This window comes from Chitinophaga flava (genome assembly GCF_003308995.1).
GTDB lineage: Bacteria > Bacteroidota > Bacteroidia > Chitinophagales > Chitinophagaceae > Chitinophaga > Chitinophaga flava.
Window position 1 is genome coordinate 1,983,733 of sequence record NZ_QFFJ01000001.1, and the last position, 20,855, is coordinate 2,004,587.

15 protein-coding genes are annotated in these 20,855 nt (G+C 47.7%); 8 read left to right on the plus strand and 7 right to left on the minus strand.

Annotated features, from left to right (window positions below):
- Positions 1–12: 12 nt before the first annotated feature.
- The gene (locus DF182_RS07940; protein ID WP_113615111.1) at positions 13–1,020 is read right to left on the minus strand and encodes a helix-turn-helix transcriptional regulator; all 1,008 of its coding nucleotides are present in this window, start codon (positions 1,018–1,020) and stop codon (positions 13–15) included.
- Positions 1,021–1,127: 107 nt separating this feature from the next.
- Here DF182_RS07940 and DF182_RS07945 point away from each other — a divergent pair, with 107 nt between their 5' ends.
- Positions 1,128–2,651 carry a TROVE domain-containing protein gene (locus DF182_RS07945; RefSeq protein ID WP_113615112.1) on the plus strand — a complete coding sequence of 508 codons (1,524 nt, stop codon included), beginning with the start codon at positions 1,128–1,130 and terminating at the stop codon, positions 2,649–2,651.
- A 583-nt stretch (positions 2,652–3,234) separates the two neighbouring features.
- On the opposite strand, the gene DF182_RS07955 is transcribed toward DF182_RS07945, so the two are convergent.
- Both DF182_RS07955 and DF182_RS07960 read right to left on the minus strand, forming a co-directional pair.
- Complete coding sequence (locus DF182_RS07955; RefSeq protein WP_113615114.1) at positions 3,235–3,414, minus strand: hypothetical protein; 180 nt, start codon at positions 3,412–3,414, stop codon at positions 3,235–3,237.
- A 320-nt stretch (positions 3,415–3,734) separates the two neighbouring features.
- The gene (locus DF182_RS07960; protein ID WP_113615115.1) at positions 3,735–4,745 is read right to left on the minus strand and encodes a GlxA family transcriptional regulator; all 1,011 of its coding nucleotides are present in this window, start codon (positions 4,743–4,745) and stop codon (positions 3,735–3,737) included.
- 38 nt (positions 4,746–4,783) lie between these two features.
- Between DF182_RS07960 and DF182_RS07965 the strand changes: the two genes are divergently transcribed.
- The 3 genes from DF182_RS07965 (at position 4,784) to DF182_RS07975 (ending at position 7,387) form a co-directional block, all read left to right on the plus strand.
- On the plus strand, positions 4,784–5,683 hold the full coding sequence (locus tag DF182_RS07965) for an SDR family NAD(P)-dependent oxidoreductase (protein ID WP_211327078.1): 900 nt from the start codon (positions 4,784–4,786) through the stop codon (positions 5,681–5,683).
- A 45-nt stretch (positions 5,684–5,728) separates the two neighbouring features.
- On the plus strand, positions 5,729–5,932 hold the full coding sequence (locus DF182_RS07970; RefSeq protein WP_113615116.1) for a KTSC domain-containing protein: 204 nt from the start codon (positions 5,729–5,731) through the stop codon (positions 5,930–5,932).
- Positions 5,933–6,052: 120 nt separating this feature from the next.
- On the plus strand, positions 6,053–7,387 hold the full coding sequence (locus DF182_RS07975; protein WP_113615117.1) for a DUF2252 domain-containing protein: 1,335 nt from the start codon (positions 6,053–6,055) through the stop codon (positions 7,385–7,387).
- Positions 7,388–7,645: 258 nt separating this feature from the next.
- On the opposite strand, the gene DF182_RS07980 is transcribed toward DF182_RS07975, so the two are convergent.
- Both DF182_RS07980 and DF182_RS07985 read right to left on the minus strand, forming a co-directional pair.
- Positions 7,646–8,914, minus strand: a complete 1,269-nt coding sequence (locus DF182_RS07980) for a DEAD/DEAH box helicase (protein ID WP_113615118.1) — start codon at positions 8,912–8,914, stop codon at positions 7,646–7,648.
- Positions 8,915–9,203: 289 nt separating this feature from the next.
- Positions 9,204–9,629 carry a c-type cytochrome gene (locus DF182_RS07985; RefSeq protein WP_113615119.1) on the minus strand — a complete coding sequence of 142 codons (426 nt, stop codon included), beginning with the start codon at positions 9,627–9,629 and terminating at the stop codon, positions 9,204–9,206.
- A 171-nt stretch (positions 9,630–9,800) separates the two neighbouring features.
- Between DF182_RS07985 and DF182_RS07990 the strand changes: the two genes are divergently transcribed.
- Positions 9,801–10,631 (plus strand): methylated-DNA--[protein]-cysteine S-methyltransferase, encoded by an 831-nt coding sequence (locus DF182_RS07990; RefSeq protein WP_113616811.1) that lies wholly within the window; start codon positions 9,801–9,803, stop codon positions 10,629–10,631.
- 91 nt (positions 10,632–10,722) lie between these two features.
- Here the strand turns inward: DF182_RS07990 and DF182_RS07995 are convergent, their stop codons facing one another.
- Both DF182_RS07995 and DF182_RS08000 read right to left on the minus strand, forming a co-directional pair.
- The gene (locus tag DF182_RS07995) at positions 10,723–12,168 is read right to left on the minus strand and encodes a RagB/SusD family nutrient uptake outer membrane protein (RefSeq protein ID WP_211327079.1); all 1,446 of its coding nucleotides are present in this window, start codon (positions 12,166–12,168) and stop codon (positions 10,723–10,725) included.
- 11 nt (positions 12,169–12,179) lie between these two features.
- Entirely contained in the window at positions 12,180–15,287 is a 3,108-nt protein-coding gene (locus tag DF182_RS08000) for a SusC/RagA family TonB-linked outer membrane protein (RefSeq protein WP_113615121.1), read from the minus strand.
- A 530-nt stretch (positions 15,288–15,817) separates the two neighbouring features.
- Between DF182_RS08000 and DF182_RS08005 the strand changes: the two genes are divergently transcribed.
- From DF182_RS08005 to DF182_RS08010, 3 genes are all read left to right on the plus strand, one after another.
- Positions 15,818–16,246 (plus strand): SRPBCC domain-containing protein, encoded by a 429-nt coding sequence (locus DF182_RS08005; protein ID WP_113615122.1) that lies wholly within the window; start codon positions 15,818–15,820, stop codon positions 16,244–16,246.
- Between the two features lie 247 nt (positions 16,247–16,493).
- Positions 16,494–16,634: a hypothetical protein gene (locus tag DF182_RS32275; RefSeq protein WP_153259995.1), complete on the plus strand. Its 141-nt coding sequence runs from the start codon at positions 16,494–16,496 to the stop codon at positions 16,632–16,634.
- Between the two features lie 261 nt (positions 16,635–16,895).
- Complete coding sequence (locus DF182_RS08010) at positions 16,896–20,852, plus strand: Pls/PosA family non-ribosomal peptide synthetase (protein ID WP_211327080.1); 3,957 nt, start codon at positions 16,896–16,898, stop codon at positions 20,850–20,852.
- The last annotated feature ends 3 nt before the right edge of the window (positions 20,853–20,855 follow it).

A 20,855-nucleotide genomic window follows, 5' to 3' on the forward strand; every position in this document is an offset into this window, starting at 1 on the left:
CTTTGTCTTTTATTAGTACAGCCCTGCTGCCTTATTCAGCTTATACTGTATCACTTTCCGCAATTTCTCCGGTGTTAATACCTTCATCCCTTCTGCAAATCCCAGTATCTCCCGCTCCAGTTCAAAATTATGTTCCACTTCAATGGAGATCACGGTACCTTCTTCACTGACAGATACGACCTGCTGACTATGATGCAGCGGTTTGGTGATTACATAAGGAGCATGTTCCGGTGTGATCAGAATGGTCACCAGCTGCGGCTTTATATTCGACACAGTGGGGCCAATGGCGTGTCTGTAATATTCTTCGGGCGTATATCCGCCGGTGTTAGGCCGGTAAAGTTCTGCTTCATCGATTTGTACGGTCTCTATCCTGTCGAGTGCCAGCGTAACAATGGCTGCGGAAGTATTTTTGGTACCTACCACAAACCAGCGGTTTTTAAATTCTTTCAGCCACCAGGCATGCAGATGCATACTGCTGGCCGACTTGGCCTTGAAAGACTGGTATTTTATCAGCAGGGTTTGTTCCCGGATAATGGCGTCATAGATCAGCGCCAGGTGCGACAATCCTTTCAGGTGTTCATTTTTCTCAAAATCAATTACCGTACGCTGATCATGCGCAGAAGCATATACGTGGCCTTCCAGCTTCTGCACCACATCATTCAGATGCTGAAAGTGTGTAAATCCTTTAAACTGTTTTAGTACCTCTACTGCTTCCGTCATGCGGGTAAGATCATTATCACTCAGCGGGATATTGGTAATGCTGTAATCAGCATCTTCGTAGGTATAATATTTTTTGTCTACTATAATAATAGGTGCATTATAACCCAACTTATCACTGCGCATCATTTGTATATCAGCCTGTATAGTACGACGGCTGATTCCTTTCTCCATGCCTTCATAATCATAAAGAGCTTCGGAAACTTTATCAATCAGGTTAGCTAAAGTCCAGCGCCGGCGGCGGTTTCGGAGGCAGGTATCAATGGTTTTATATCTTATTAATGCGTTACGGTTAACAGGCATCGGAAAAAAATTTTAATAAAAATAAATAAAAAAAATATCTGCGCAAAAAGACTGCGCACATAGGGGGACATCTTTGTATCATCAATAACAAAGTAATACAAAACGATATGAAATTCAATCTTTCTACCAAAGGCACTAAAAAGGCAATCAATCACGAAGGAGCGCCAGCATACACGCTGACACCGGAACTGGCGCTGTATACCAGTGTAGTAACGGCATCCCTGAGCGATCAGTTTTATGAAGGCGCTGGTGACAGACTGGCTCGTATCGGCGCACTGATAGACCAGAACGACCCTGCTTTCGTAGCCAGACTGGCTGTATACACCCGGGAAAAAATGCATCTGCGCAGCATCCCGATGGTACTGGCAGTAGAAATGGCGAAACGCTACAGCGGTAACAGTCTGGTAGGTAAAACAGTAGCGCGTGTAATACAACGTGCAGATGAAATCACAGAAATGCTGTCTTATTATACCCTGGCTAACCAGCGTGTGGAAATGAAAAAGCTGAATAAGCTGAGCAAACAGGTACAAAAAGGACTGGCACAGGCTTTCAACCGTTTCGACGAATATCAGTTTGCGAAGTACAACCGCCAGACAGCTATCACGCTGAAAGACGCGCTGTTCCTCGTACATCCAAAAGCCAAAAGTGATGCGCAGCAGGAACTGTTTAATAAAATCGTAAGCGATACACTGGCTACGCCTTATACCTGGGAAACCACCCTGTCTGCCACCGGGCAGCAGCAGTTTGCCACCGCAGCAGCCAAACAGAACGCCATGCGTTACGCATGGGAAGGACTGATCACCAGCAACCAGCTGGGATATATGGCCCTCCTGCGTAACCTGCGCAACATCCTGGAAAGTAATGTCAGCAACGATCATATTAAAATAGTGTGCGACCACCTATCCGATGATAAGGCCGTACTGAATTCAAAACAGCTGCCTTTCCGGTTCCTGGCCGCTTACCGCGAACTACAGTCTGTACCACATGGTATGACAGGACGTATCCTGCAGGCGCTGGAAACAGCCGTCAAAAAGAGCGTACAACATCTGAAAGGATTCGATATCAACACCCGTGTGGTAATTGCCTGCGACGTGTCCGGATCTATGCAGTTCCCGATCTCACCAAGAAGCAAAATCAAAGGCTACGACATCGGATTGATGCTCGGTATGCTGCTCCAGCATAAATGCCAGCATGTTGTCAACGGTATATTCGGTGATAGATGGAAAACCATCGCGCTGCCGGGAGATAATATCCTCGCCAACGTGGATGCTCTCTACAAAAGAGAAGGAGAAGTGGGTTATTCCACCAATGGACATCTGGTATTGCAGGACCTGATCACAAGAAAATATGTGGCAGATAAAATCATGCTCTTCACCGACTGTCAGATGTGGAACAGCCATGGTAACAACCAGGCCAACGCCTTCAATGACGCATGGATACGTTACCGAACCATCGCACCCAATGCCAAACTATACATCTTCGATCTGCAGGGACATGGTACCGCACCGGTAGATGTACAACAGAATGGTGTTCACCTGATCGGTGGATGGAGTGATAAAGTGTTTGAAGTAATGGATGCCATCGAAAACGGTCAGACCGCACTGGATCATATTCACAACATCACGATGTAAAATATTTCATCCGGTTTTGTTAACTACCCAATGCAGCGCGCTGAAAGGGCGCGCTGCCCACCAGGCCCGGTAGCTTAAAGGGAAAAAGCTGCGGAAAAATTACTCAGCCGCGGAGTGTATGGATCATATCGTTGTGGGCACGCCCTGCAATGATCAGAATTTACAGTGCACCGAACACTTCAATGTTAGTAGGGAAGCGTATTTACAGCCATACTGTTCAGCAATGAAAATGCAGGTTCGAATCCTGTCCGGGCAACATATTACATCAAAAAAAGGCAGGTGCCGTAATAACGGGTTACTTCGCGAATCTGAGATCGCAGGTTCGATTCCTGCTCCTGTGGGAAACTACGGGATAGTTAGTGGTAAACAACAGAAATAAGTCCTGTTATGTCTTATTGCCCTGCTTTTAATGATGTGATTCAACTTAAAAGGTGTCGTTTTGATGGGATACTTCTTTTCCAGAAACAAACTCCCATCATACTTATTACCCTTGACAACAGCGGCAGGTGCCGTTAGTAACGGGTTACTTCGTTCCAGGCTTGAAACGCAGGTTCGACTCCTGCTCCCGGGAAACCGGGATGGTCTAGTGGTTAGGACGCAGGCAGTCTGCTATAGGCAGATCACAGTCCTGTTGCGCCTTTTTGCCCTGCTGCTGTTGTTCTTTTAAACAGATAATAATACCCTGCAATGACGGGTATGTACAATAAAAAAAGGTGCCGTTATGATTGGATACTTCACCGTCACTGAAAAACAATCCTATCATGTTTGTTGCCCTTTTTCATCAAACAATAATGCCTCTGAAAGAGAAGCATTCAACATAAAAATCCGGTGTCGTTTTGATGGGATACTTCACGCTTAATGAATCTCACTCCCATCATACTTGTTACCCGGATACAACAACAGCGCGGGTGCCGTAGCAACGGGTTACTTCGTTTGGGAGCTGAAACGCAGGTTCGATTCCTGCTTCCGGGAAACCGGGATAGTCCAGTGGCAGGACGCAGTTGTTTGTTCTTAGGGGCAAACCTTAGTCCTGTTGCGTCCTTTTGCCCTGCCGTTTGTTGTTATTTTTTTCAGAGAGAAATCTCACACCTGGGTCATGCCGGCAGCTACAAGCCGAAGGCCGTTTTTACCATATTTATCTTTATATGCTTTAGGCGTCATGGCTACATGACGCTTAAATATTTTCCGGAAGAAGCTCATGTCTTCATAGCCACAACGTTGTGCTACCTGCTCAATACCTTCATGGCTGTTCTCCAGCAGTTTTTTTGCGGCTTCGATACGCACCCGCTGCAGATATGCCAGTGGCGTGTTGCTGGTAGCCTGTTCAAAGCGCCGGATAAAATTACGGATACTCATATTACACTGACTGGCCAGTTCTTCTATGCTCACAGATTCCGCATAATTTTTTTCGATATACCGTTGTGCTTTACTGATCACATCATCCGCATGACCATGCTGTAGCCGGAAAATGGAGAATGAATCCTGCGGCAACTGATGCATGTTGATCATTAATATTTTGGAGGCGATGATCGCTGCTTCATGACCACAGAATTTTTCCACCAGATACATCATAAAAGTGGTGAAACTGAAAGCACCGCCACAAGTATAGATGCTGCCCTGATCAACAATAATTTTATCATCCTGTACATCTACCAGCGGATACATTTTACGAAACCGGTCTGCAAACATCCAGTGGGTGGTGGCAGATTTGCCATCAAGCAATCCCGTAGCCCCCAGCATAAAAGCGCCCACGCAGATACTGGCCAGCTCGGCCTGTTGCAGATGCTGCTGCCGAAGCCAGTCTATCAACCGCTTTTCCCGTTGTATCACCGGCAGTATTTTATCTGATTCCATCGCCGGAATAATCACCAGATCATACACTTCCTGGCGGCGAAGTTTTGCCGGCACAACGGTGCTCATGGCCCTTCTCCACAACTGGTTGTCTTTAACACTGATAAAGTCGATATCAAAACGGATACTGACAGGCGTACCGGTCAGCAAAGGATAAGTACGGGCCATCGCCGCCAGAATATCTGCAGGACCAGCAACACTGGAAGGGACAGCATTTTCATAATCCAAAATAGCAATACGCATAAGACTGCAAATTATTATCTGTTAATCATAACAACACCATGGCAATATCAACCTCTCAGAATGTCATTTTTGCCACTGTGATAAAGATAGATCTTCCCGTACTTTTACTGCGGATTTATTTCATCACTGAGAAAACAATTAATATGCTGTTGAGAAACAAAAATGCCGTCATCTATGGTGGCGGAGGAGATATTGGCAGTGCGGTAGCACGTGCTTTTGCCCGGGAAGGAGCTGTCGTATACCTCGCAGGACGCAATATCAGCACCCTGCAACAGGTGGCCAATGAGATTAAGGCCGATGGAGGAAAAGCTTTCACCGCCAGCGTAGATGCACTCGATCAGGCAGCGGTCAATCAACACCTCCAGGAAATAGTGGATCAGGCCCATCAGATAGACATCGTCTTTAACGCTATTTCCATACCCCAGCAGGGCATGCAGGGCGTATGGATGGCCGACCTCCAGCCAGATGATTTTATGTTGCCGGTGGTTACCTATTCCCGTTCCAACTTCATCACCGCCTCCGCTGCAGCCAGACATATGATCAAACAGGGCTCCGGCGTCATCCTTAACATTTCAGCCACACCAGCAAGGCTCGCAGCGCCACTGGCAGGAGGTATGGCCACCGCCTGGGCCGCCATAGAATCTATCTCCCGTACGCTGGCAGCCGAACTGGGCCCTCACGGCATCAGAGTAGTATGCCTGCGCGCCAACGCTATGCCGGAAACAGCCATGGTACAAAATGTACTCAACATCTTCACCCAGGCAATGGGCATGAAAGATTCCGAAGAATTCAAAGCCGCCATGGAAAGTGGTACCATGCTACGACGACTCCCTGCTATCCGTGAAATTGCCCATACCGCCGCATTCATGGCCTCCGATAATGCAAGTGCCATCACCGGTGCGGTCATCAACCTATCCTGCGGCTCCATAGCCGACTAAGCCCCAGGTACGATAATTGAGGCGCTTACTGCTAATACATCAGTCATGCCGTCCTCTGTTATCCGGGCATATTACTATGACGGCCTGCATGCGGTACTACGCATCGTTTTCATGTCAGGCGCGATATACGACTATGAAGCCGTACCGGAAGCCATATACCGCGCCATGAAAAAGGCCCGTTCCAAAGGCACCTATTTCAACGAAGCCATCAAAGACAAATTCCGCTTCACCCGCTACCAGGATAAATAATTACGCGTTATCAATCACAAATGACGAATACAGAGATCATTCATTCGTCATTCGTGATTGATAATTCGTAATTTTATAAACGGCTGGTGTTTTCACATCCATCACTGGTCGCAGTTGCTTATGGCTGTTGAAAAAGATACACCCGGCAAACAAATCAGGGCCACCGTTCCCCGCACCTCACAAGGTGATTTTATCCTCTCCCCCCAACGCCCCAGTGTACTGGAGGCTATCCGGACATCCAATGAAGGACGGGTAAAAAAGCTGATACCCATCCGCCACGGCAGGATGAGCGAATCACCCTTTGCTTTTTACCGCGGTATGGCCGGCCTCATGGCCTTCGACCTCTCCGGACTACCACATACCCAGCTGACCGTACAGGCCATCGGCGACTGCCATCTGAGCAATTTCGGCGGCTTCGCCACTCCTGAACGAACACTCATCTTCGACGCCAATGACTTCGATGAAACCCTCCCGGCCACCTGGGAATGGGATGTCAAAAGACTGGCTACCAGCTTTGTGCTCGCAGCCCGTCACAACCAACTCAAGGAAGCAGATGCCCGTGATATGGCCGTCAAAGTAAGCACCTCCTACCGTCATAGCATGTACGAATACTCCCGGATGAACACCCTTGACCTCTGGTATATGAAATTCGAAATGCATGCCCTGATGAACAGTACCACCAGCGATGAGGTAAGAAATATGCTAAGGGATGCTATCGCCAAAGCAGAGAAAGCCACCCCTCAGCAAGTTTTCTACAAAATCACCGAAAACGTGTTGGGCACCTTTGAAATCACCGACCAGCACCCACTGATCTATCATCCGCTGAACCTGGAAAAAGAGAAAGCCAGTATCCAGAACTTCCTCAAGGAATATAGCCATACCCTTCAGGAAGATCGTCGTTATCTCTTCAGCAAATATCATGTGGAAGATGTTGCCCTGAAGGTAGTAGGCGTAGGCAGCGTAGGTACCCGTTGCCTGGTAGCACTGATGATGAATGATAAAAACGAACCGCTGTTTCTGCAGGTAAAGGAAGCCAATGCCAGCGTATTGGAAAACTTCACCGCCAAAAGCAAATACAAACATGCAGGTGAACGCGTAGTACAGGGACAACGCCTGGTACAGGCAGCCAGTGATATCTTCCTGGGATGGAGCACCAGCGACGATGGCCGCCATTTTTACCTGCGGCAGCTGAGAGACCGTAAAATAGCCCCCGATGTGAATCATTTTGATAAAGAAGTACTGATGGCTTATGCAGGCCTCTGTGGTCGCATGCTGGCACGTGCCCATGCCAAAACCGGCCCCTCAGAACAAATCAGTGCGTATATGGGTAAGAGTGAGTTAATGGATACCGCCATCGGCAAATTTGCGGTGGCCTACGCCGATCAAACTGAAAAAGACTTCGCGGAATTTACCAAAGCCATTAAAAAAGGACAGCTGCCTGTGGAAATAGCTTAATTTATTCCCAGGGCTAAAGCCCTGGGCTAATTTTGATTTGCCTCCTTTAATCCAGGCCAGAGCCAATAGATGATGAAGGCTTTAGTAATATAGTGGAGAGCTTTAAGCTAAAATAGACTATGCTTTATTAAGCCAAACGAGCAGGTTTCAGACAATGTAACCAAGGTTCCGGCTAATAGGCAAGGACTCAGCAATACGATAGCAACGTGATTCTGCTTCCATCTAATATAGCCCAGGGCTTCAGCCCCGGGACTGGAATTAAAAATCAATCTTCTGGTCGCGTTTGTCCGCTTTGCCGTTGCGCCCGTAGCGGTTGCGGTTCTTAGGCTTTGGCTTTCTGGGTGGTGCCTTTGGTGTATCCGGATCTGCATTGTTGGCTTCAATCAGCGCAGACTCTTCAAACGGATGACTCACTGCAGGAATCTTTTGTTTGGTGAGTTTATTGATGCTGTTGAGAAACGGCCTTTCTTCCAGCGCACAGAAAGAGAGCGCGTAACCGGCAGCGCCGGCTCTACCGGTACGGCCTATACGATGCACATAGGTTTCTGATACATTGGGCAGATCGTAGTTGATCACATGTTCCAGCGAATCTACGTCAATGCCTCTGGCAGCAATATCTGTGGCCACCAGTACACGAAGCTTGCCGCTTTTAAAGTTTGTTAGCGTATTCTGACGGGAAGACTGTGACTTGTCGCCATGCAGCGCATCCGCGTTGATATTACTTTTCCGGAGGTTCTTAGCAATCCTGTCGGCGCCGTGTTTGGTTTGTGTAAACACGATGGTACGGCGGATGGTTTTGTCTTTCAGGATATGATCCAGCAACAGCGGCTTATCTTTCTTCTTCACAAAATATACCGACTGCTCCACTCTTTCCGCAGTAGTAGACACTGGCGTAATAGCCACCATTTCCGGGTTGTACAACAGGGAATTGGCCAGCTTGGATATGTTCGGCGGCATAGTCGCCGAAAAGAACAGTGTTTGCCGTTGCTGCGGCAGTTCACGGATCACTTTTTTGATATCGTTGATGAAACCCATGTCCAGCATACGGTCTGCTTCATCCAGCACAAATATCTCCAGATGGTCCAGGTAAATATAACCCTGGTTCATCAGGTCGAGCAGACGGCCTGGTGTGGCAATGAGGATATCCGTTCCGTTGCGCAGTGCGATCGTTTGCCGGTGTTGTGGTACGCCACCGAAGATAACATCATGTTTAAGACCGGTGAATTTTCCATACGCTTCAAAACTTTCATCAATCTGTAAAGCCAGTTCACGTGTAGGCGTAAGGATCAGTGAGCGGATATGTTTATAACCGCCTTCAACACCAGACCTGGTATTGTAAAGCTGTTGCAGAATGGGGATGGCAAATGCAGCTGTTTTACCTGTGCCTGTCTGTGCACATCCCAGTAGGTCTTTCCCTTCTAAAACAATAGGAATGGATTTTACTTGTATGGGGGTAGGCTGGGTATAACCTTCTTTTTTTATCGCTTTTAAAATGGGCTCAATCAGCCCTAATTGCTCAAATAGCATATTGTATTAAATCTGTTCGTAATAAAAATCAAAACGCTTTTTTTTCACTAGCGTTCAGCATTGAGGAGAGCAGTAAAGAAAGATTCTGGAGAGAGCCTTATGCTTTGAACTCAACATAACATCGGTAAAGATAAGCATTTTCCGGTCAGTAAATCAGTAATATGATCAATAATGATTATATCTTAAAATGCGTTGGCAGCCAAAGCTCTATTGATCAAAACCTTATACATAGAAAAAGGGCCCTCTTCCCAAAGGAAGACGGCCCTTTTAACATATCATTTTGCCAGCCTTATTTGCCAGGCGCCGGTGCTGCTGCAGGCGCTGCTGCTGCGTCAGGTTTGCTTTTAGGCTCTTCGTTACCATGGTGACAGGTATAGCAGGATACCGTCATGACGTCACTGTTCTTAAAGAATTTTTTGTTGATGCGTTTGGTCATTTTCATCATTTCACGGGCCACATCCTTATGCTGGTTGTCATCACTCGCAAAATCCAGTTTCTTAGGGTCATCTTTCTGCTGTGCATGACAGAAATTACATTTCACACCCAAAGCGGTATTAAACGAGCGCATGGTGGAAATCAGCTCATCATGGCTGATATCTTTCGGTAATATTTTGAGGTTTTTAGGCTTTTCGTTCTCCTGAGGCAATGCCAGAGAACACAAGGTAACTGCTGCTGTAAGTGCTGCTGCTACCATGAATGTTTTTTTCATTTTCATGACCATGGATTTTAATAAGTATGTATGCTTCCTGATAGGGAATCTACAAAAAATAATATATGTAACAGAATTTTTTTGATGGCAGGCAGGACTGCAAAAGCTTTAGGTTCCGCAAGTTCCGGGTTTTTTGCCGACTTTCGTCGTGGTAATTTTGTCCTAAACAATAAGATCATGAACAACTACGATAAGATTGCCACGGCAATTACATACATCAACGATCATTTCAGGGAACAGCCGGAACTGAAGGATATGGCGGCCGCTGTACATATGAGCCCGTTTCATTTCCAGCGGGTATTTAGTGAATGGGCAGGAGTAACACCTAAAAAGTTCCTGCAATACCTTACGCTCCATCACGCCAAACATATCCTGAAACAGGAAAAAACAACCGTGTTTGATGCCGCATTTGAAACCGGATTATCAGGCACAGGCCGGCTGCACGACCTTTTCATCAACATAGAAAGCATGACACCAGGGGAATATAAAAACGGAGGCAAATCCCTGCATATCAACTACAGCTTTGCAGAAAGTCCTTTCGGTAATATCCTGATCGCTTCCACCGAAAAAGGTGTCTGCCACATGGCGTTTGCCGACAATCGTGAAACGGCTTTACAGGAGCTGATAGCCAGCTTCCCCAACGCGCAGTTCACTCAAATGGTAGATCTCATCCAGCAAAACACGCTGTATATTTTCACCAAAGAACAACATCGTCTTTCTGAAATCAAACTACACCTGAAAGGCACCGCTTTCCAGTTGAAAGTATGGGAAGCCCTGCTGAAAATACCGATGGGAGATCTCACCACCTATCAGCAACTGGCGGCAGCAGTAGACAGTCCGCGTGCTTCCAGGGCCGTAGGTACCGCTGTAGGACAAAATCCCGTAGCCTTCCTCATACCCTGTCATCGTGTGATCAGAGCTACCGGCGAATTTGGTCAGTATCACTGGGGAAATATACGTAAACAGGCAATGATCGGATGGGAAGCTGCCAAAACGGACACAAAATAAAAGGGCCGCCCACTCGTGAAGGGCAGCCCTATTTGCTTATGAAAGAGGACCAGCACTGGAAAATGCCTGTCTGTTAATTAGAGGATATTCTTTACTGGTTATCTACGCATAGCTTGTTATAAAGCAGTTCATTCGCGGAGACAGGCCAGATGTATTTTGATGAATTACTCGGCACCGGATCAATTGTCACTGCCGGATTGGATTTCCCCGGTATGGTCTGCCCCAGACGGGTAATCTCATTTCCTCTCATACCTTCACCGATAAATTCAATATGTTTTTCGTTCTGGATAGCAGTGAGCAAAGCATTGGCATCTGCAAAGTCAGCAGTAGTATAAGTAGTGCCGGCATCTGATCTCCCTCTTACTGCACTCAGCAATGCAACTGCCTGTGCGTCCACCGTGTTGGTACTGCGTACTTTCGCTTCTGCAAGATTCAACAATACTTCTGCATAACGGATCACCGGAATCCAGTCTGTATAAGGACTTGGAGTAGAAAACTTATTCCAGTATGATTTTGCGCCCACAGTCCGGATAAAGCTCCTGCGTGCATCGCCTGCTTTCCAGGTGGCATCCGCAAAAACACCAGACTTGGCATCGATGGAATACTCTGTACTGTAATAGAAGCCCAGCTGCGTTTGAGTACCCGGGTAGTCTCCTACCACACTGGTGAAAGGCAGTGAAAAGACGGATTCTGTTGACTGATAGTTGGAAGCAAATACTTTCGTGATATCAGGTGCCAGTGCATGTTTGGTGGGCGAAACAAAAGGAGCTGCAGCAGATACCAGTTTATTGGCCTCTGTGATTACCTTGGCATAGTTAGCCATGTGCAGATATACCCTTGTCTTTAAAGCAACAGCGGCTGTGGAAGTTGCATGCGTTATGCTGGCTTTGTTGCCGGCTGTAGCTGCCGGTAAAGCGCCTTCTGCATCATCCAGATCTTTCAGGATCTGTGCATATACTTCTGCCACACTGGCCCTCGCTTTATTATAGTCTTCTTTTTTAGTATGTCCCTGCGTATGCAACACCAGCCCCGGTTTGCTGCCAGCGCCATCCCAGTATGGACGGGCATAAATCTGCAACAAGGTAAAGTAGCTCAGTGCACGCACAAATTTCGCTTCTCCGATATATTTTTTAGACAGCTCATCACCTACCACCTTGGTTCCTACCGCATTCATTCCATCAATAAATACGTTCGCATTGTTGATGGTAAGATATCCCTGCTCCCAGGTTTCGATTACCTCTTGGGCTGTACCGTTGGGAATCATGCTCCAGGTGAGATATAAAGTCACACTGTTACTACCTTCCACTACAAAATCGCCGGCCCTTACTTCATTGGCAACTGCCAGTTTTCCACCCAGAAATTTCCCGTTCTTCAACACGCTGTACATACCATTCACCTGGTTGGCTATACGTTCCGCATTTTCGAATGCAGAAAACGCGGAGATATCGGTTGTAGGAACAGGTTTCAGCAGCTCTTTCTGGCAACTGGCCAATAACCCTGTCGCCAATAAAAGGATATATAAATTGGTTCTTTTCATCTTCATTCAGTTTAGAAATTAACATTAACTCCTACCGTAACTGTGCGGCCATTAGCCAGTGTGTTACGATCTATACCCTGACCGGAAACATTGTTACCGTTGGAAGACACTTCCGGATCAGGCCCAGGATATTTGGTGATAATGGCCAGATTCTGAGCCCTTACATATATGCGCGCCGCAGACATACGTGCTTTTGCCGCAATTCTTTCAGGGAGATTATAAGTAAGACCAACATTACGGAGTTTGATAAAATCTCCTTTGAACACGTTAGATGAATTTGCAAAGCTGGAACCGTTGGAAACGTTGTCGCCAAATACCAGTTTCGGAATATTGGTAACATCACCAGGTTTCTGCCATCTGTCAAGTACTTCGGTGCTGTTGTTCCAGAAACGCTGGTCCAGCAAACCGGCACGGCTGCCGTAGTACACGTAGAAGCCAGCCTGGTAGGTCAACAGTACGTTCAGTTCAAATGCTTTGTAACGGAACGTATTTTCAAAACCACCCAGGATTTTAGGGTTGGTATTTTTGTAAGGTACCGCATCATTTACGCTTACACTGGGCGCTGTTTTACCATCAGCATAGTTGTATTTTTTGGAACTCGCATCGTAGTACACGTTTTCGCCGGCTTTATTGATAAATATCCTTCTGCCGGTAGCAGGGTCTACACCACCTTCTCTTACCAGGAAAATCATGGATACCGGATATCCTACGGCATTGGCACTGGTTTGTTCAAGACTACTGGTGGTGAAAGGAATAACAGCTGATCCGGCCAGGTCAGTCACTTCATTTTTGTTGAAGGAAATATTGAAGGAACTATTCCACTGGAAATCTTTTTTATTGATAGCAACTGCATTCACGGAAAACTCAAAACCTCTGTTATACATGCGGCCAATATTGGTCGGAATAGTGGTCGGAACACCTGCGGAAGGCGGCTGTGTCAGGAACAAAATCAAACCATCAATATTGTTATAGTAGTAAGCAGCTTCACCGGTGAGCCTACCGTTAAACAAGCCAAAAGAGATACCAAGGTCTGTTTTCTTACTTACTTCCCATCCCAGTTGCGGATTTCCGGTCTGGCTGTAATAAAGGGAACCATCACCGCCATACAGAGATGGAGTGTACAAGGCCAGCGCATCAAAATCAGCTATACCGGCAGAGTTACCCACCTTACCATAGCTACCTCTGATTTTAAAGCTGTTGAAAACCCTGCCCAATGCACCGTCAGTCCAGAAATTTTCTTTTGCAATTTCCCATCCGGCAGCAAAACCATAGAATACACCTTTCTTTTTGTCAGGACCAAAAGCTGAATATTGGTCCTGCCTGAGATTAGCACTTAAGAAATATTTATCCGCATAGGTATAGTTAGCACGGCTGAAGGCAGACAGCAGATAGTTCTCACGACGTAACATGCCGGAAGGATCATTAAGGCTCCAGCCACCCTGTACGTTGGTAAAGTATTTATCTGTTTGTCCTGAACGCGTGATGCCATAACGCTGACGGTTGTCACGCTGCTGTTCACTACCCAGCAACAGGCTTACATTATGTTTACCAAAACTGTGTTCCAACTGTGCGGTATTGGTCCATACCCATCTTTTGCTTTGCGCAAAGATACCGTATGCTCTACCGTTAAGCGTCCACGCATCACCATGGATATTGTTCTGGTAGATATCATTATTGAGGAACATATAGTCGATACCGTACTGTGTACGCAGGGTTAACCATTCAAATGGTTTGGCCTGCAGGTATACGTTACCCTGTACGTGGTTGTTCTCTGTATTGGAATGATCCAGATCCAGCAACACCTGCGGGTTGTACAAACCGGTACGGGAAGAACTGTCATAGTTACCGATATACTGACCTGAGATATTGTAACTGCCGTCTTTGTTATAAGGTGTTACAATCGGAGAAGTCACAAATGCCAGCCTGGCAAGACCACCGGAAGCAAACGATTCTCCTTCTATTGAACCGGAAGCGCCAGAGATCAGACTTTGTTCATTGGAGAAAGACAGTTTGGTACCCAGTGATACCACTTTGCCCAAACGCTGGTCAATGTTGAAGAGCAGGTTTTTACGGATGAAGTCATTCCTTTTCAGGATACCTTCCTGTTTGGTGTAACCGGCAGAGAAATAGTAAGTAGTATTTTCGTTTCCACCGGAAGCAGAAACAGTATGGCTTTGGGAGATAGCACGACTGCGATATACTACATCACGCCAGTCTGTATCAATAGTATCTCCCTTAGCATCCACATTCAATGCATAACGCTCTTTACTGGTTGGGTTGTTTTTTTCTGCCTCATTTTTAATCGCTACATACTGGCGTGCATTCAGCAGCTTGGGCAGTCTGGTGGGAGCAGTAGCACCTACCCATCCATCATAGGATATCCTTACCTTACCAGCTTTACCTTTTTTAGTGGTAACCAGTACCACACCGTTAGCTGCACGGCTACCATAAATAGCAGTAGCAGAAGCATCTTTCAATACATCTATAGACTCAATATCAGCAGGATTGATACTGGACAGGGGGTTCAGCGGAGCGCTGGTGGATCCTGCATCACCGGTAAAAGTAGGAACACCGTCAATAACAATCAACGGATAACTACCGGCAATAGAGTTGGCACCGCGGATACGGAATACCGGGGGGTTGTTCACCACCCCATTCGGAACAGTGATCTGCACACCTGCAGCACGACCGCCCAGACCAGCTTCAAAGCTCTGCACCGGCAACTCCGCTACAGCTGTACCTTTAACGCTGGCTATACTACCTGTTACATCTTTTTTACGTTGTGTACCATAACCCACTATAATCACTTCCGAAATGGCTTTGGTATCAGCTTTTAACTTAATAACACCAACACTGTTACCGGCAATGGCCATTGTCCGGGACTCATATCCAACAAATGAAACTCTCAGCGCCTTCGCATCCTGAGGTACAGAAATAGAAAAGCCGCCATTGGCATCTGAAATAGTTCCGGCTTTACCTCCTGGCAGACTCACTGTTACACCGGGTAACGGATTCCCCGACTCATCGGTAACCCTGCCCGTAACAGTACGTTGATTTTGTGCCAGCAACGAAGCTGCTATTAATAGCATACTGGCCACCACGAGTAATAATTTCCTCATGTAATTGCAGATTTTGGTTTAGATTAATAAATAGTAAAATGCTGATGTAATCAGATTTTGGTCATAGCTCTCCCTACATCATGACTGATCATGACGGGTATTAAAATCGCATTTGAGTTTCTAAATAATTCCTCTTAAAGATTACTGGCCATAGTACTACAGCACTGTTTCTACAGCACGGCTGTACGTAATTAGATTTAGATTTTTTCGCTTAGATAAAATTTCTGTTAGCTTAAATTTTGATTTTACTTGTTAAGAAAAACTGATTCTGATTCTGATTTTGGTTTTATTTATGCTACAGTGCTTCACAGCAGTATCACTAATTCAGATTTTGGTTGCAATACTATCGTTATCCTCTACTTACACTTTTATAGGTTAGAATAAAAATATAAAAAAAATTTTACCTTGTTACAGTTCTTCAAAAGAAAGCATTGATATCACAACAAGTACCTCTTTAAAAACAATTCAAAAACAAATTGTTACATATTAAAAATGAGCCAAAATATTTTTTTCTACCTTTATTTTAAAAAATGACAACACCCAACAGCGCAGTCGGCAACACCTCTTCACAAGGCTGGGAAACAGGCGTCAGACGTACCTTTTCCTTAACACCGGCGCAAGCCTGGACGATCCTCTTCAGCCAACCCGTCCTCGGCGCCTGGCTGGATAATAAAGCCCTGCTTACCTTTCAGCCGGGAGATACCTACACCACTACAGCCGGTATAACCATTACCGTTACCAGCGTCACTGAAGTGAAAGTGATCAGAATGAAATGGCAACATAAAGGACAAACCAATACCTCTACCCTTCAGATAAGGGTGATCCCCGCAAAAGAAAAAACCACCATCAGCTTTCACCACGAATGGCTGGCCAACAGCCAGGAGCGGGAAGAAATGAAAATATACTGGAGTCATGTACTGGATGAAATAAAAAAGATAACAGACAGTCAAACACATTGACCTGTTTCATGTATCGGCGCCATTCAGCATAACCAATCATGATATCGTATATCCATTTCCGTTAAAATCCACAGAATTTCCGTGAGCTGCTGTCTGAAAAAGCAATAGGCAAACCATCGTTTCCGTAGCATCTTTTGATAGTCCGCCATACCAATTGGGATAATCGTAAACCGGTTAAATGGTAGTTTCTCTCCAGTTAAGCTCTCAGTTGGGTCCTTCCATTACCAGGGCAGCAACCTGACTTTCGATGCCGGAGATCCGCTGCCAGGGGAGAGGCAGGACCTACCTGAAAACGACCTATTCCCCTTCGGAAAATGCCGCTGGTCTGCTCCGTACGGCGTTCCTGGCCAATGATGGCACCATCGGCAGTCTGGCTGATTGTTGCTGATTATCAGCGGAATCATTACAATCCTGACTTACAGACAGCACCTGTTCCGACAATTTTTCATTGTTTCCTGATGGCGGGTCAAAAATCAGCGCAACCGGCCTTGTCTGGCGGCCTCCTTCATGAAATTATCTTCTAAGACTGCGCCCCGGCTACAGCATTTTGCCAGATTATAAGCGTAAATTCGCCCATAATACTTAAATTTAAGGTAATTATAATTACTACCTATCACTGTACCCTGTAACTTTGTTAATACCAAGACTAATGATTACTACAGGAAGCAAAATTATGAATGGTTATAGTATAGTAAAAGGGCCCCAGCTAAAGGAATTAATACAACAGGAAACCCTGGCGGATATTTTCAGACATGCAGCTAAAGAGCATGCACATCATACCGCGCTGATATTCCAGCACCAATCCCTCACTTACGCCGAAATGGACCACTGGAGCGACGCCGTAGCTGCCATGCTGCAAGCGCGGGGCATTGGACCTGGCAGTGTGGTAGGCGTATGGTGGCCGCGGGGACTGGAACTGCATGCAGCGATCCTGGGTATCGTAAAAGCCGGGGCGGCCTACGTTCCGCTTGACCGCGAAATGCCGGCAGAAAGGGTGGAGGGTGTACTCACCGAAGTACAGGCCGCCGCCTGTTTTAGTGAGGAATCGCTGCACCTTGAGGCAGCTATTCTTGCTGTACCGCCGGTACCTGATATCACAGAGCAGTTCAACCTGACCGCCGGCCCTTCCCCTGAAAATATTGCCTACGTGCTGTATACCTCCGGTAGTACAGGGAAGCCCAAAGGCATCCCCATCACCCACCGGCAGATATGCCACCTGGTAAGGGCCGAACAGACCATTCTCAAAATCAACTCCCACGATAAAGTATACCAGGGCTTTTCCGTATCCTTTGATATGTGGTGCGAAGAAACCTGGGTCAGCTATTTTGCAGGGGCTACCCTCTGGGTGGCGGATACCACTACCGCCAAAGCCATTGATGAACTGGCTGCCACCCTGCGGCAGGAAGAAATTACCGTCCTCCATGCCGTACCCAGTCTGCTGGCCGTTATGGAAGATGATATACCCACCCTCCGCCTGATCAATGCCGGAGGAGAGGCCTGTACCCCGCAGGTATTGGCCCGGTGGGGCGTACCTCCCCGTCTCTTCTATAACAGTTACGGACCTACGGAGACAACAGTTAGCGCCACCTTCGCCGCACTCAAACCAGGAGATCCCATCACCATCGGTCATCCGCTGCCCAACTACAACATGGCAGTAGTAGACGACCAGCTGAACATACTCCCCCTCGGAGAACGTGGTGAACTGGTGATCACCGGCCCCGGCGTAGGCTACGGCTATATCGACCGGCCCGAACTGACCCGCGAAAAGTTCGTGCCCAAACCCGTCTCCATGGACATGCTCCCCGGAGACATGGTATACCGTACCGGCGATGCCGCCATCATCCTCCCCGACGGCAACATCGACTTCCAGGGCCGCCTCGACGACCAGATCAAATTACGCGGCTACCGCATAGAACTGGGTGAAATAGAAAACAGGCTCAACGCCATCGCCGGCGTAGTAGCCGCCGCCGTTGCCGTTAGAAAAGATAACAACGACCAGGACCAGCTGGTAGGATATGTAGTGATGGGCGATGACCAGTCCTTTGATGAAGGCCACTTCCGCGCTGAACTGGCTAAAGTACTGCCTCCCTACATGGTGCCCGGCACCATCCTCGAACTGGATGACATGCCACGGCTGCCCAGCGGAAAAATAAACCGCAAGGCATTACCGCTGCCCCCTGCCTTCGCCCAGCCCGTTACGCATGAAACCATCGATGCCAACGCGCCGCTGCAGGACCGGGTACTGGCCATCCTTACCAAAGTATTTCCCGACAGGAACATCAACCTGCAACAGGATTTCTTTACTGACCTGGGCGGACACTCCCTGCTCGCCGCCGCTTTTGTTTCCCGCCTGCGCCGGGAAGCCAATGTACCACAGGCTTCACTGAAAGATATTTATATCCACCGCCCGCTGCAGTCACTCGTTGATACCTGGAGCACACAACCACAACCCGGCAAAAAGAAAGAACGCAGCTTCAACAAAGTGCCCTGGTGGCGTCACCTCGCCTGCTGGTCAGCACAAACCGCATCGCTGCTGCTGATATTCGGACTCTTTGCCATGCAGATATATCTGCCCTACCTCGGTTACTACTATGTAGAACAGGAAACCAGCAGCCTGGGATATGCCATCATCACCGCACTGAGCATGTTCTGCCTGCTACCGCCCATCTTCTCAGTTCTGATCATCAGTGTTAAATGGCTGGTCATCGGCAAAATGAAAGCAGGCGACTACCCGCTGTGGGGACAATATTATTTCCGCTGGTGGCTTGTGAAAACCATGCAACGGCTCATGCCTTCACAGTTCCTCAACGGCACACCACTTTATCCGGCATACCTCCGCCTCCTGGGCGTGAAAATAGCCCCCGATGCACAACTCGGTGCTGTTACCATCGGCGCCGAAGACCTGGTTACCATCGGCAGCGATGTGAGCATCAGCTCACAGGCAGTCATCAACAACGCCTTTGTAGAAGACGGATGGCTCAAATTACGCACCGTACACCTCGGCGACCATGCCTATATCGGCAGCAGCGCCGTTATTGCCGGTGATACCGTAATGGAACCCTGGAGCGAACTGCAGGACCTGAGTTACCTGCCGGCCAACAGCCGCATCGCCTCCGGCGAAGTATGGCATGGCAGCCCCGCACAACTCAAAGTAAAAAAGGAAATCAGCGAACTGCCGCAACCACTGCCGGTATCCGCTGCCACCCGCAGAAAATACAGCCTGATCTTCTCACTGTTCCTGCTGGTATTCCCCTTTACCATCCTGCTGCCCCTGCTGCCTACTATCATCACGCTCAACCAGCTGGATAACGCCGCGCCGGATTATAACTTCAACTACATGATCATCACGCCATCACTGGCGCTGAGTTATATCATCCTGTTCACCGGACAGACCGTTCTGCTGAGCCGCCTGTTGCAGTGGGGTATCAAACCCGGCACCTATCCCATTTACAGCCTGTTCTATGTGCGTAAATGGTTTGCCGACCAGCTGATGTCGCTGACACTGATCGTAATACATCCCATCTTTGCCACGGTATATATCTCCAGCCTGTTCCGTGCACTGGGAGCCCGTATCGGGAAAAATACAGAAGTGTCCACCGCCAGCAGCGTTACCCATCCCCTGCTTGAAATAGGCAATGGCGCCTTCATCGCAGATGCGGTAACACTCGGCGAGTCCGATGTCCGCGCACAACGACTGATACTCGAAAAAACAGTTATACACGATACCAGCTTCGTAGGCAACAGTGCCCTCATACCACAGGGCTATGAACTGCCACCCAATATGCTCATCGGGGTACTCTCTATCCCTCCTACCAAAGAGCAGATGGCCAACAGCACCGCCCGCGACTGGTTTGGCTCCCCTGCGATCGCCCTCCCGCGCCGCCAGGAAAGCCGTTTCTTCCCACCGGAACTGACCACCAATCCTTCTCCGCAAAGGAAAATGGCCAGAGGATTCATGGAATTTATACGTATCCTCATCCCTGAAACCATCGTGATATGCTGCAGTATCCTCTTCATTGCCTATGCACATGATCTGGTAACTGATAAAGCCTGGTGGCAGGTACTGCTGGGATTCCCCTTCTATTACCTGTTTTTCCTCGGACTGCCCGCATTCTTCTTCACAGTTGTCATGAAATGGGTACTCACCGGCCAGTACCGTTCAATACAGAGCCCGATGTGGACATCCAAAGTATGGCGCAGCGAAGGCACCACTTCCACCTACGAAGCGTTGTCAGTACCTTTCCTGCTCGACTTCCTGCGAGGCACACCCTGGCTGCCTGTATTACTGCGGATGCTGGGTGTTAAAGCCGGTTACCGCGTATGGCTCAACACCACCGATATCACCGAATTTGATATGGTGGAAATAGGTCACGACTCTGCACTCAATGAAGACAGCGGCCCGCAAACCCACCTGTTTGAAGACAGAGTGATGAAAATAGGCGCCATCAAAATCGGCGAGCGCTGCAGCATAGGCGCCCGCACCATTATCCTCTACGATAGCGAAATCGGCGATGATGTCAACATAACACCACTGTCGCTCGTTATGAAAGGAGAAAAACTGCAACCCGGTACCGACTGGACCGGTAGCCCTATCAAACCGGAATAACAC